At 72.6% G+C, this 13353-nt stretch carries 12 protein-coding genes; 2 read left to right on the forward strand and 10 right to left on the reverse strand.

Annotated features, from left to right (window positions below; translation table 11 throughout):
* Positions 1 to 69: 69 nt before the first annotated feature.
* The 6 genes from WEB03_RS12370 to mihF form a co-directional block, all read right to left on the reverse strand.
* Entirely contained in the window at positions 70 to 2064 is a 1995-nt protein-coding gene (locus WEB03_RS12370; RefSeq protein ID WP_368071257.1) for a hypothetical protein, read from the reverse strand.
* 7 nt (positions 2065 to 2071) lie between these two features.
* Positions 2072 to 3265, reverse strand: a complete 1194-nt coding sequence (gene metK, locus WEB03_RS12375) for a methionine adenosyltransferase (protein ID WP_368071258.1) — start codon at positions 3263 to 3265, stop codon at positions 2072 to 2074.
* 96 nt (positions 3266 to 3361) lie between these two features.
* Complete coding sequence (coaBC, locus tag WEB03_RS12380; RefSeq protein ID WP_368071259.1) at positions 3362 to 4645, reverse strand: bifunctional phosphopantothenoylcysteine decarboxylase/phosphopantothenate--cysteine ligase CoaBC; 1284 nt, start codon at positions 4643 to 4645, stop codon at positions 3362 to 3364.
* Positions 4642 to 4953, reverse strand: a complete 312-nt coding sequence (rpoZ, locus tag WEB03_RS12385) for a DNA-directed RNA polymerase subunit omega (RefSeq protein WP_368071260.1) — start codon at positions 4951 to 4953, stop codon at positions 4642 to 4644. The genes coaBC and rpoZ overlap by 4 nt, the downstream gene beginning before the upstream one ends.
* Positions 4954 to 5130: 177 nt before the next feature.
* The gene (gene gmk / locus WEB03_RS12390) at positions 5131 to 5703 is read right to left on the reverse strand and encodes a guanylate kinase (RefSeq protein WP_368071267.1); all 573 of its coding nucleotides are present in this window, start codon (positions 5701 to 5703) and stop codon (positions 5131 to 5133) included.
* A gap of 68 nt (positions 5704 to 5771) precedes the next feature.
* Positions 5772 to 6089 (reverse strand): integration host factor, actinobacterial type, encoded by a 318-nt coding sequence (gene mihF / locus WEB03_RS12395; RefSeq protein ID WP_368071261.1) that lies wholly within the window; start codon positions 6087 to 6089, stop codon positions 5772 to 5774.
* Between the two features lie 166 nt (positions 6090 to 6255).
* Here mihF and WEB03_RS12400 point away from each other — a divergent pair, with 166 nt between their 5' ends.
* On the forward strand, positions 6256 to 6909 hold the full coding sequence (locus WEB03_RS12400; protein WP_368071262.1) for a hypothetical protein: 654 nt from the start codon (positions 6256 to 6258) through the stop codon (positions 6907 to 6909).
* Positions 6906 to 7592 carry an orotate phosphoribosyltransferase gene (gene pyrE / locus WEB03_RS12405; protein WP_368071263.1) on the forward strand — a complete coding sequence of 229 codons (687 nt, stop codon included), beginning with the start codon at positions 6906 to 6908 and terminating at the stop codon, positions 7590 to 7592. Before WEB03_RS12400 ends, pyrE begins: the two co-directional genes overlap by 4 nt.
* Positions 7593 to 7784: 192 nt before the next feature.
* On the opposite strand, the gene pyrF is transcribed toward pyrE, so the two are convergent.
* From pyrF to carB, 4 genes are all read right to left on the reverse strand, one after another.
* Positions 7785 to 8453, reverse strand: a complete 669-nt coding sequence (pyrF, locus tag WEB03_RS12410; protein ID WP_368071268.1) for an orotidine-5'-phosphate decarboxylase — start codon at positions 8451 to 8453, stop codon at positions 7785 to 7787.
* A gap of 38 nt (positions 8454 to 8491) precedes the next feature.
* Positions 8492 to 9463 (reverse strand): dihydroorotate dehydrogenase, encoded by a 972-nt coding sequence (locus WEB03_RS12415; protein ID WP_368071264.1) that lies wholly within the window; start codon positions 9461 to 9463, stop codon positions 8492 to 8494.
* A 17-nt stretch (positions 9464 to 9480) separates the two neighbouring features.
* A complete protein-coding gene (locus WEB03_RS12420) occupies positions 9481 to 10428 on the reverse strand; it encodes a dihydroorotate dehydrogenase electron transfer subunit (RefSeq protein WP_368071265.1) in 948 nt (315 codons plus the stop codon).
* A partial coding sequence (carB, locus tag WEB03_RS12425) for a carbamoyl-phosphate synthase large subunit (RefSeq protein ID WP_368071266.1) occupies positions 10425 to 13353 on the reverse strand: 2929 nt, incomplete at its 5' end. The genes WEB03_RS12420 and carB, both read right to left, overlap by 4 nt.

Genomic DNA, 13353 nt, shown 5'->3' on the forward strand with positions numbered 1-13353 from the left:
CGCCTACCGGTAGCTGCCGGGGGGCAGGCGCGCCACTCCACGCCTACCGGTAGCTGCCGGGGGGCAGGTTCAGGCGTCCACGGGATCGACGTCGAGCCGGTGGGTGGTCCCGGCCTTGCTCCACGCCTCGCGCAGGGGACGGAGCGCGGCGAGGGTCGCGGCGCGGTCGTCGGCCTTGAGCAGGAAGGTGAGCTCGCCCTCCACCGGGAGCGGGCCGAGGACGTCGGTCCCGGGCGGCACCGCAGCCCGGACCGCCGCGCCCAGCCCAGGATCGGTGGTCGCGACCCCGAGGCGGATGGCGACGGCCGCGGGCGGGAAGCGCAGCGCGGTCCGGGTGACGATCTCGGCCTTCCAGAACGCGCCCGGATCCCAGCGGACCAGCGCGTCGATGGCGTGGTGCTCGGGCTCGCGCGACTGGACCACCACCTCGCCGCCGTCGGGCAGGACCGCACGGGTGAGCGGGTGGGCTGCCCAGGTCGCGACCTGGACCGCCAGCCGCAGGGTGTCCTCGGCCGCGTCCAGGGTCGGGCGGCGGAGCGCCCCGTCGAGGTCGGCGAGGATGACCGCCCCGACCGGTCCCGGCGGGGTGTCGAGGACCGAGCCGCGGGTCGTGACGAGGATCGCCGGTGGCGGCGGGGGGGTCTGTGCGTACCCCTCGAGGACGGCCACCGTCGCGTCGCTGCTGCGCGTCAGTTCACGGCCGAGCCACGCGGCCCCGGCGGCCAGCGGGACCGGTCGGCGTTCGCCGCAGGCCCGGCACGCCGGCAGCTTCGGCGCGCGCCACCCGCAGCCCTCGCACAGCACCGACCCGTCGCGTCCGAGCAGCAGCGACGACGCGCACGTGGGACACACGCTGCGTTCACCGCAGCGACCGCAGACGAGCGCCCGGCCCTCGCCTCGGCGGGCCGCCAGGACCACGCCGTAGGTGCCGGCCCGTGTCGCTCGCCGCAGCGCACCGGTGGCCTCGGCTGCGAGGCGGGTCCGGTAGCGGCCGTCGTCGGGCACGAGCGTCACGCGTGGCCGGGCAGCCCGCTCCGCTTCACGGGTCGGCACGATCGGCACGACCCGTCGTTCGCGCAGCAGCCGCCACGCCGGCGCCGACGGGACCGTCCCGACCAGCAACCCGACGCCACCGGCCCGCCTGGCCCGCTCGAGCACGACCTCGCGGGCGTGGTGGCGAGGGCTGCGTCGCTCCTTGAGCGCCGGGTTGGCCTCGTCGAGCACGATCGCCAGACCGAGCCGCTCGAGCGGCCAGAGCGACACGCCTCGCAGACCGACCACCACCCGGACCCGACCCGTCCTCGCTTCGAGCCAACGGCGGTACATCGCACGCTGCTTGAGGTCACCGCGGGTGTCCACGACGAGGTCCCCCGCGGCCGCCACGACCCCGTCCGCGGCGGGCGAGGACGGGTCGGGGACAACGACCAGCGCGTCGCGTCCACCGGCGAGGCAGAGCTGGACGAGCTCGCCGACCCGCGCGGCGAGGTCCTCACCGGGCAGCGGTCGCCACAGGAACGATCCGTGCCCGCTAGTGACGGCCTCCCGGAGGGTGCGGCCGTCCTCGCCGTACCCCGCCCAGGCCGCATCCAGGGCATCGGCGTCGGGGGCAGGATCGGAGGACGGCCGCGGCGCGGCCGGGTACCACCCCGCCTCGGCGGCGGCGCGCTCCACCTCGATCACGCGCTTCGGCAGCGCGTGCCGGACGCCATCGGCGACGGGGGCGCCGGTCCGTGCGGCGAGCCATCGGAGGGTGGCGAGCTCGTCGGGACGGACCCACACGTGGTCGCCGAGCGTCCTGCGGAGCGGGCGCAGCCGGTCGTCCGGCACGTCGGTGTCGCTCGTCACCTCGGCGACGAGCCCGAGCGTCCGCCGACCGGCGAACAGCACCTCGACGCGTTGGCCCGCCACGACCTCGACATCGTCGGGCACGAGGTAGTCGAACGGTCGATCGAGGTGGAGCGGTTCGACCTCGACGTGCACGCGGGCGATCCGGCGTGACCGGTCGAGGTCGCCGCGATCAGGTGCGCCCGCGGCACGAGCCGCGGGCGCGCCCTGGTCGGTCACGAGCCGCTCAGGCGCCGACGGCGCTGCGGAGGGCATCGGCCCGGTCGGTGCGCTCCCAGGTGAACCGGTCCCCCGTGCGCCCGAAGTGCCCGTAGGCGGCGGTCTCCTGGTAGCCCGGGCGCTTGAGGTCGAGGTCGTGCACGATGGCGGCGGGCCGCAGGTCGAAGACCTCGTCGACGGCGCGCAGGATCGCCTCCGGATCGACCGTCTCGGTCCCGAAGGTCTCGAGCGCGATGCTGACCGGGTGTGACACGCCGATGGCGTACGCGACCTGCAGTTCGGCCTTGGTCGCCAGGCCGGCGGCGACGATGTTCTTGGCGACCCAGCGGGTGGCGTACGCGGCGGACCGGTCGACCTTCGAGGGGTCCTTGCCGGAGAACGCCCCGCCACCGTGACGAGCCATGCCGCCGTAGGTGTCGACGATGATCTTGCGGCCCGTCAGGCCGGCGTCGGCGACGGGGCCGCCGATCTCGAAGTGGCCGGTCGGGTTGACGTAGATCGCCACGTCGTCGGTGTCGACGTCGTCCGGCAGGAGCGGCCGGATGACGTGTTCCTCGACGTCGGGACGCAGCAGCGTCTCGAGGTCGATCTCGCCGCGGTGCTGGGTCGAGAGCACGACCGCCGTGATCGCCTTCGGCACGCCGTCCTCGTACGCCACCGTCACCTGGGTCTTGCCGTCGGGACGCAGGTAGCCGATGACGCCGGAGTTGCGGACGGCGGTGAGCCGCTCGGCCATCCGGTGAGCGAGGTGGATCGGCAGCGGCATGAGCTCGGGGGTCTCGTCGCACGCGTACCCGAACATCATCCCCTGGTCGCCAGCGCCCTGGAGGTCGTAGGGGTCGCGGTCCTCGCCCTTGCGCGACTCGTACGCGGTGTCCACGCCCTGGGCGATGTCCGGTGACTGCTCGTCGATGGCGACCGACACCCCGCAGGTCCGCCCGTCGAAGCCGACCTCGGCCGAGTCGTACCCGATGCGCAGGATCGTGTCGCGCACGTGCTTGGGGATCTCGACGTAGGTCGAAGTGGTGATCTCGCCGACGACCATGACCTGGCCGGTGGTCACGAGGGTCTCGCACGCGACACGCCCGTCGGGGTCCGCGGTGAGGATCGCGTCGAGGATCGCATCCGAGATCTGGTCGGCCATCTTGTCGGGGTGGCCCTCGGTGACGGACTCGGAGGTGAAGAGGGTGCGGCGGGGCACGGCGGCTCCTGACAGCGGGTGGGCATCGTGCGGACGCGGACCCGGGCTCGGGGGCGACGGTGGGACCGGTGATCGAGCACCGGAGCCGCGGGGAGCCTAGCGAGCGGCCCGTGTCGGGCCGGCGTCGCCGAGCCGTGCCACGACCTCGTCGAGGATGTGTCCCGCGACCTGTTCCTTGGTCGCGAGCGGTACCTCGGTTCGGGAGCCGTCGGCGCCGAGGATGATCACCGAGTTGGTGTCGGTGGCGAAGCCTGCATCGGTCCGCGACACGTCGTTGACGACCAGCAGGTCCGCGCCCTTGCGTGCGAGCTTGTCGCGCCCGTGACGTTCCGGATCGTCGGTCTCGGCGGCGAAACCCACGAGCAGCGGGGAGCCGGGCTGACCGACGGGGGTGCCACCAGCCGATCCGTCCCGGCGGGCGCCGAGCTCGGCGAGCACGTCGGGGTTCCGGGTCAGCTCGATCGTGGGGATGCCGTCGGCCTTCTTGATCTTGGTCCCGCTCACGGTGGCGGGGCGGAAGTCGGCGACCGCCGCGGCCTTGACGATCACGTCCGCGTCGTCGACGAGACCGAGGACGGCGTCACGGAGCTCGAGCGCGGTGGTCACGTCGTGGCGGGTCACACCGTCGGGGGTCGGGAGGGCGACGTTGGCGGCGACGAGGTGGACGGTGGCGCCACGGGCCGTCGCGACCTTGGCGACGGCGACGCCCATCTTCCCGGTGGAACGGTTGCCGAGGTAGCGGACGGGATCGAGCGGTTCCCGCGTGCCGCCCGCCGTGACCACCACGGTGCGGCCAGCGAGGTCGCCGCCGGCACGATCGGGTCGTCCCGCGAGTGCGGCGTGGACGGCGGCCAGCGCATCCTCGGGCTCGCTGACCCGCCCCGCCCCGACGTCGCCACCCATGAGCGTGCCGTCATCGGGTCCGACGATCCGCACCCCTCGCTCGACGAGCGTCGCGACGTTGGCGGCGGTCGCCGGGTGCTGCCACATCTCGGTGTGCATGGCCGGGCAGACCACCACGGGGCAGGTCGCCGCCAGCAGGGTGGTGGTGAGCAGGTCGTCGGCCAGCCCGCCGGCGAGCTTGGCGATGGTGTGGGCCGTCGCGGGGTAGATCAGGACGACGTCTGCGGCCCGGCCGAGGGCGACGTGGGTCTGGCCGGGGATGTCCTCCCAGACCGAGGTGCGTACCCGCCGACCCGTGAGCCCCTCGAAGGTGGCGGGGCCGATGAAGCGCTCGGCGCCCGCGGTCAGGACCGGGTCGACGGTCGCGCCGGCGTGGACCAGCAGCCGGGCGACCAACGCGGCCTTGTACGCCGCGATGCCACCGGTGACCCCGAGCAGGACGCGGACACCGGTCAGATCACCCACGCCGAGGCTCAAGCGCCGAGATCGTCGTCCTCACCGATGAACCCGAGCGGGTCCTCGGTGCCGTCCTCGGACGGTTCGACGCCCTCGATCTTGCCCTGGGCGATCTCCTCGAGGGCGATCGACAGCGGCTTGTTCGACGGCACCGACACCAGCGGCGGCACGTGGGTGCCGAGGCCCTCACCGAGCTGGGCGTAGTAGCCGTTGATCTCGCGGGCGCGTTGGGCCGCGAGGTGCACGAGGTGGAACTTGCTGTCCACCTTGCCCATCAGGTCGTCGATGCGTGCGATGACCGGTCCTTCCAGGAGGTCCGCCGTCGGCACCGAGCAGGTGCGAGGCGTGGGAGCTGTGTGCGCGCGGGGGCGCGCAGGTCACGCGTCACGGTACCGGTGCGCGGCGGTGACGTCAGCACGCGCGGCGTCGCTGCCACCACGGCGGCGCGACGGCGGCGCGACGGTGTCGACCGGGCGACGCACCGCCAGCGAGCCGGCGCCGACCGGTCAGAAGGCGACGTCGTCGGTCGCAGCGCGCCGCGCGACGGCGATGGCGTCGAGCAGCTCGTCGACGCACCGGTCGAGATCGTCGTTGACGACCTCGAGGTCGAACGCCCCGGCACCGGCGAGCTCGTCCAGGGCGACCTCGAGCCGCCGGGCGATCGTGGCCCCGTCCTCGGTCCCCCGACCCCGCAACCGGCGTTCGAGCTCCTCGAAGCTCGGGGGCTGCAGGAACACCAACAGGGCGTCCGGGTCCGCGGCCTTGACCTGCAGCGCCCCCTGCACCTCGATGTCGAGCAGCACCACCTCGCCGCGTGCGACCGCTTCCGCCGCCGGAGCGCGTGGGGTGCCGTAGAGGTTGCCCGCGTACTCCGCCCACTCGAGCAGGTCGCCGTCGGCCACCATCCCCTCGAACGTGGTGCGGTCGACGAACCGGTAGTGGACGCCGTCGACCTCACCGGGCCGGGCTGGGCGTGTGGTGGCCGACACCGACAGGACCGCGTCCGGTAGCCGTCGGCGGAGCTCGGTGTGGACCGTGCCCTTGCCGACACCCGACGGACCGGCCACCACGACGAGCAATCCGGTCGTGGCGGCGTCGTCCGCGGTCGACGGCTCGGGGGTCCGGCCGTCCTCTGGGGTGGCCGGGGTCACCGACCCTCGAAGGTCGCCAGGAGCGCCTCGCGCTGCCGGGACCCGAGCCCGCGAAGGCGCCGCGACGGGGCGATGTCGAGCTCCTCCATCAGTCGACGCGCCTTGACCGGACCGAACGCCGGCATGGCCTCGAGGACGTCGGCGACGCGCATCTTGGCCAGTGCGTCGGCGCTGCTGGAGCGGTCGATGACGTCCCGGATGGACACCTCGCCCGCCTTGAGCATCTGCTTGAGCTCCGCCCGGATGCGGCGAGCCTCCGCCGCCTTGACGAGGGCGGCACGACGTTGCTCCGGATCGAGCTCGGGCAGCGCCATCGGTCGCAGGCTCCTCGGTGTCGCGGGCAGGGTCGTGAACCCTAGTCCCCTCGCGCGGGCCGGTAGCGTGCGAGCGCCTCGCGGGCGCTGCCGTCCGCTCGTGCCGTCCGTCCCCGCTCGAGGCCGACCCGCGACCCCCGATCCCCACCACAGGAGCTCCGCGACCGTGGCGTTCGACTCGACCCTGGTGCTCGGCGTCGACCTCGACGCGGTCTGCGCCGACTACGAGGGCGCCTTCCGGACATCTGTGGTCCGCCAGATGGGGCTCGACCCCGAACGCCTGCTGCCGCAGACGCGGTGGGACGCGTACTCGGAGTGGGGTCTGACCTTCGAGCAGTTCGAGGAGGCCCACCGTCGCGCGGTGCTCGAGGACCGCATGTTCCGCCACATGGACCCGCTCCCCGGCGTGTCCGAAGCGCTGTGGCGGCTGTCGGACGAGGGGGTGTGGATCCGCATCATCACCCACCGTCTCATCTTCAACGGGGCCCACGAGGTCTCCGCGGCGGACACCGCCTGGTGGCTCGACCACCACCGCATCCCCTACCGCGACCTGTGCTTCATCGGCGACAAGCCACACGTCGGTGCGGACGTCTACATCGACGACTCGCCCACCAACATCGCCTCGCTGCGGGCCACCGGGCGCACGGTGCTGGTCTTCGACCAGTCCTACAACCGAGACATCGCCGGGCCGCGGGTCTCGGCGTGGAGCGAGATCACCGCCTACGTGCTCGGGCTGCTCGAGGGCCGCCGGCGTCAACTGCCCCTCCCCCTCGAGCAGCCGGGCGGCGAGTTCGAGGGCCGCCCAGAGGATCTCTCGTGACCACCACCGTCGCCGATCCGGCGTTCGTCGACCTGCTGGTGCAGGCGGACGTCCTGACGTTCGGCGACTTCGTCACCAAGTCCGGCCGGCCGACGCCGTACTTCGCCAACTTCGGCAACGTCCGGACCGGAGCGCACATCGCCGCGCTCGGCCGCCTCTACGCCGACCGGATCGTCGAGGTGTTCGGCGACGACGGTGTCGACGTGGTCTTCGGGCCGGCCTACAAGGGCATCCCCCTCGCCGTCGCAGCGACGTCAGCGCTGGCATCGGACCACGGGTGGGACATCGGTTTCGCGTTCGACCGCAAGGAGGCCAAGGACCACGGCGAGGGCGGGACGCTCGTCGGCCACCAGCTGCGCGACGGGGACCGCGTGGTCATCATCGAGGACGTCACGACCGCCGGCACCTCGGTGCGCGAGACGGTGCCGAAGCTCCGCGCCGTCGCCGACGTGTCCGTGGTCGGTCTGGTCATCGGGCTCGACCGTCAGGAGCGCGGGCCATCCGGTGACACCTCGGCGCTGGACAGCCTGGCCGCGGAGTTCGGGCTGGTGGGCACGTCGCTGGCGACCATCGAGCAGGTGGTCGACCAGCTCGTCGACCGCGACATCGACGGCCGCGTCGTGCTGACGTCCGCACACGCCGACCGGATCGCGCAGCACCTCATCGAACACGGCCCCCGCTGACCGCCACGCCCCGCTCGTGCAACTTCCTGGGCTGCGGCCCAGGAAGTTGCGCAACCTCGCCCGTACGAGGCGGTGCTGGCTGGCTCCGGAACAACTTCCTGGGCTGGGGCCCAGTTCTTCGCACAGACGCCGTCGACGCTGCCGGCAACGACCGCATCCGGCATCTCAGCTCCGAACGCAGGGCTGCAGACCTCAGCTGCCGGCGAGCTCGGCGGCGATGGCTCGGGCGGCGGCGACCGGGTCGTCGGCGCGCGTGATCGGGCGGCCGATGACCAGCAGGTCCGCACCGTCGGCGACCGCACCGGACGGAGTGGCGACGCGGGCCTGGTCGTCCGCGGAGGCGCCTGCCGGACGGACGCCCGGGGTGACCAGCCTGATGCTCGGACCGACCGCCTCCCGGACGGCGACGAGGTCCGGCGGAGCGCAGACGAGGCCCGGCGCGCCTGCCTCGACGGCCAGGCGCGCCAGCGCTGGGACCTGCGTTGCCGCAGCAGGTTGGCCCGTCGCGGCGAGGTCCTCGTCACGCATCGAGGTGAGGACGGTCACCGCCAGCACCTCGCCCCCGTCACCGAGGCCGCGGACGGCGGCTTCGACCATCACCGGGCCGCCGCTGGCGTGCACGGTGAGCAGCCCGACACCGAGGTCTGCGACCCGTGCCGCGGCGCGTTCCACCGTCGTCGGGATGTCGTGCAGCTTGAGGTCGAGGAACACCGGGGCGTGGTCCGCCACGGCCCGGACCGCGTCCGGGCCGTACGCGGTGAACAGCTCGAGGCCGACCTTGAGCCAGCCGACCTCGCCGGCCAGCGCAGCGGCGAGCTCGCGCGCCTCGTCGAGCGTGGCGACGTCGAGTGCCACCACGATCCGCTCGCGCCCGTCGACCTGCCCGTCCGCGGTCCGTCTCACCACGCCTCCACCTGGCCTCTCAGCTCCTCGGGCGAGGTGATCCCGCGCTGGGCGAGCCACCGTCGCAGGTCGTCGGTCACCGTCCGGTGCACGAAGGGGTCGACGAACGTCGCGGTCCCGATCTGCACCGCCGAGGCGCCGACCCGCAGGAACTCGACGACGTCGGTGGCCGACCTGGCCCCGCCGCAACCGATGATCGGCACGTCGGGCAACGCGGCGTGGACCTGGTGGACGTTGCGCAGCGCGATCGGCTTGATCGCCGGCCCGGACAGCCCGCCGTAGGTGTTCGACAGCCGGGGACGTCCGGTCTCGGCGTCGATCGCCATGCCGAGCACGGTGTTGATCAGCGTCAGCCCGTCCGCTCCTGCCTCGACCACGGCGGTCGCGACCGTCACCACGTCGGTGACGTCGGAGGTGAGCTTGGCGAGGACCGGGACGTCCGCCTCGCGCTTCACCGCCGCGATCACCTCGGCGGCCTGACGCGGGTCGGTCGCGAAGACCAGACCGCGGTGCTCGACGTTCGGGCACGACAGGTTCACCTCGAGCGCGACGACACCGCCGGCGCGGCGGAGCTTGCGGGCGACGTCCCGGAACTCCTCGACGGTCTTGCCCGCGACCGACACGACCGTCGCCGCGCCCCGTCCCTGGAGGTACGGCAGGTCGCGCGCCAACCACGCGTCGATGCCCGGGTTCTGGAGGCCGATCGCGTTCAGCATCCCCGACGGGGTCTCGGCCATCCGTGGCGTCGGCAGCCCCTCGCGTGGTTCGACGGTGACCGACTTGACCACCACGGCACCGATGTCGCTGATGTCGTGGAACCGGTCGATCTCGGCGCCCGACGCGAAGCAGCCCGAGGCGGTCAACACCGGGGAAGCCAGCCGCAGCTTGCCGACCGAGACGGCGAGGTCGACCTCGGACACGGGGATGGCGCCCTCGACCACGACCTCGGCCGCAGCGACCGGATCCACGCGCCGCACGTCCGGGCTCATGCCTCACCCCACACGTCGGCGTCGGTGAGTCGTCCGGGGGCCTCGTCCTCGTCCGGTTCCTCGTCGGGCACCGCGGGGCCGGAGCGGTAGCGCGATTCCTCCCACGCGACCTTGGCGCCGTTGAACACCGGCCCGTCGATGCACGACCGCTTCATCCGGACCGCACCGTCCTTCGCGCGGATCGGCACGACGCAGGTCCAGCAGACACCGACCCCGCAGGCCATGTGTTCCTCGACGGCGACCTGCACCGGCAGCTCGAGCTCGACGCACTTCTCGCTGACCGCACGCAGCATCGGGTTCGGGCCACAGGCGTACACCACCCCGCTGCCGCAGCGGTTCGCAACCTCCTCGAGCACGTCGGTCACCCGGCCGCGTTCCCCGTACGAACCGTCCTCGGTGGTGAACGTGACGCTGGCCGACGACCGCTTGGCCTCGATGACGTCCAGCAGTCGGGCCTGCGACGCAGCACCGACGATGAGGTCGACACGCTGCCCGTCGCGCACGAGACGGTCGGCGAGGAAGAACAGCGGGGCGGTCCCGTACCCGCCGCCGACCAGCAGGCACGGCACCTTGCGCTTCGGGAGCGGGAAGGGGTTCCCGAGCGGCCCGACGACGTCGAGCACGTCGTGCGGCTCGAGGGTGGTGAGCCACTCGGTGCCCGGGCCGTGCGCGTCGAACGCCACGTCCAGCGTCCCCGCGAACGGCCCCTGCTTCGACACCCGCGCGATCGAGAACGGCCGGCGCAGTAGCGCGCCCCGAGCCTCGACGGCGACGTTGACGAACTGGCCCGGTTCGGCGCGGTCGGCGATCTCCGGCGCCGAGATGGACAGCATCCAGTAGGCGCCCTGGCGCCGCCGGGCGAGCACCTCGCAGACGGCCTTGACCGGCAACGAGGGGTCGCTGCGCCCCATCACCTGGCCGACACGGACCTTGGCGCCGCTCACGCTGGCACCTCCGCCGCCGCGACAGGACGCTCGGCCTCGAACTTCGCGACCCGTTCCCGGAGCGCAGCCTGGTGCTCCTGGATGGACCGCACCTCCAGCGGACCGCGCCGCACCGCCTCGACCCCCTGGATCGCGGCGACGATGCCGGCCAGGGTCGTGATGCACGGCACCCCGGAGGTGACCGCCGCCTGGCGGATCGCGTAGCCGTCGCCGCGGGAGCCGGACCCGAACGGGGTGTTGAGCACGAGGCCGACCTCGCCGGACTCGATCAGCTCGATGATGGTGTGGTCACCGTGCGACACCTTCCCGACCACCTCGGCGTGCACGCCGGCGCGCTCGAGCAGGTCGGCGGTCCCCTCGGTCGCGATCAGGTCGAAGCCGAGGTCGACCAGGCGCTTGGCCGGGAAGACGATCGCGCGCTTGTCGCGGTTGGCGACCGACACGAACACCTTCGGGTGGCCGCCCGTGGGGGTCGCTGCTCCCGTCGGCAGGACCATCGAACCGGTCCCGGCCTGCGACTTGGCGAACGCCGCGCCGAAGTCGCGGTCGATCCCCATGACCTCGCCGGTCGACCGCATCTCCGGCCCGAGCACCGCGTCCACGCCCGGGAAGCGGTCGAAGGGAAGGACCGCTTCCTTGACCGCGATGTGCTCCGGACGTGGCCCCGTGACCGCGTCGACCGACGGGAGCATCCCCTCGGTCCGCAGCGCCGCCAAGCTCGCGCCGGCCATCACCCGTGCCGCGACCTTCGCGAGGGGCACGCCGGTCGCCTTGGAGGTGAACGGCACGGTGCGGGACGCGCGAGGGTTGGCCTCGATGCAGAAGATCTGGTCGTCCTTCAGGGCGAACTGGACGTTCAGCAGACCCCGGACCTCGAGCCCTCGGGCGATGCCGTCCGCCACACGCCCGATCTCGGCGACCTGCCCGCGCGACAGCGTCAGCGGCGGCAGGGTGCAGGCCGAGTCGCCCGAGTGGACGCCAGCCTCCTCGATGTGTTCGAGCACGCCGCCGACGAAGGTCTCGTGCCCGTCGAAGACCGCGTCGACGTCGACCTCGATGGCGCCGTCGAGGAAGCGGTCGACCAGGATCGGCTGGTCCGGCGCGGCGGTGACCGCCTCGGCGAGGTAGCGCTCGAGTCCGACCCGGTCGTCGACGATCCGCATCGCGCGGCCGCCGAGGACGTAGGACGGGCGGACCAGCACCGGGTAGCCGATCCGATCGGCGGTGTCGGACGCCTCCTCCGCGGACCGGGCGATACCACCGGGCGGCATCGACACGCCGAGCTCGTCCATCAGCGTGCCGAAACGGCCCCGGTCCTCGGCCGCGTCGATGGCATCCGGCGAGGTGCCCCAGATCGGGACGCCGGCGGCCTCCAGCCCCTGCGCGAGCTTGAGCGGCGTCTGCCCGCCCATCTGCACGATGACCCCGGCGGGCCGTTCGCGCCGGCAGATCTCGAGCACGTCCTCGAGGGTGAGCGGTTCGAAGTACAGCCGGTCGGCGGTGTCGTAGTCGGTGGACACCGTCTCGGGGTTGCAGTTGATCATGATGGTCTCGTAGCCGGCGTCGCGGAGCGCGAAGACGGCGTGGACGCAGCAGTAGTCGAACTCGACGCCCTGCCCGATCCGGTTCGGGCCCGACCCGAGCACGATCACCTTCGGGCGGTCGGACGGTTCGATCTCGTCCTCGTCCTCGTAGGTGGAGTAGTGGTACGGCGTGAACGCCTCGAACTCGGCCGCGCACGTGTCGACGGTCTTGTAGACCGGGTGCAGACCGATCCCCCAGCGGCGGTCACGGACGGCGGCCTCGGTGGTGCGCAGCACCTCGGCGAGGTGGGCGTCGGAGAACCCGTCGCGCTTGGCGGCGCGCAGCACGTCGGTCGGGACCGCGTCGAGGTGCTCGAACGCACGGAGCTCGCGGCGGCGTTCGACCAGCTGCAGCAGCTGGTCCACGAACCAGGCGTCGTACCCGGTCAGCTCGGCGACCTGCTCGACCGACCAGCCGCGGGTCAGCGCTTCGGCCACGGCGTCGACGCGGGTCGAGGTGGGACGGGTCAGCTTCTCGGTGAGCTCGTCCTCGGTGAGGTGGAGCGGTTCGCCGGAACCGAACCCGATCGTGTCCTCCTCGAGGCTGCGGAGCGCCTTGTTGAAGGCCTCCTTGAAGGTCCGGCCCATCGCCATGACCTCGCCGACCGACTTCATCTTGGTGGTCAGCGTGTCGTCGGTGCCGGCGAACTTCTCGAACGCGAACCGCGGGATCTTGACCACCACGTAGTCGATCGAGGGTTCGAAGGCGGCCTTGGTCTCGCGGGTGATGTCGTTGGCGATCTCGTCGAGCGAGTACCCGATGGCGAGCTTGGCCGCGATCTTGGCGATCGGGAACCCCGTGGCCTTGGACGCCAACGCCGACGAGCGGGACACCCGCGGGTTCATCTCGATGACCAGCTGCCGCCCGGTCGCGGGGTCGACGGCGAACTGGACGTTGGAACCACCGGTCTCGACGCCGATGCGCCGCAGCACCGCGAACGACGCGTCGCGCATCCGCTGGAACTCGGGGTCGGACAACGTCATGGCGGGCGCCACGGTGATCGAGTCGCCGGTGTGCACGCCCATCGCATCGAGGTTCTCGATCGAGCAGATCACCACGCAGTTGTCGTGGCGGTCACGCATGACCTCGAGCTCGTACTCCTTCCACCCGAGCACCGACTCCTCGACCAGCACCTGGTGCACCGGCGAGTCGTACAACCCCTGGCGGATCATCTTCCGCAGCTGGTCCTCGTCGTAGGCGATGCCGCCGCCCTTGCCGCCGAGGGTGAAGGAGGGGCGCAGCACGACCGGGTAGCCGTACTCGGCCGCCGCCTCGAAGGCCTGGGCCTCCTCCTTGACGTAGGTGGAACGGGGCGACTCGAGCCCGATCTCGGACATCGCG

Origin of the sequence: Nitriliruptor sp. (assembly GCF_040882075.1) — a bacterium.
In the GTDB taxonomy this organism is placed as follows: domain Bacteria; phylum Actinomycetota; class Nitriliruptoria; order Nitriliruptorales; family Nitriliruptoraceae; genus Nitriliruptor.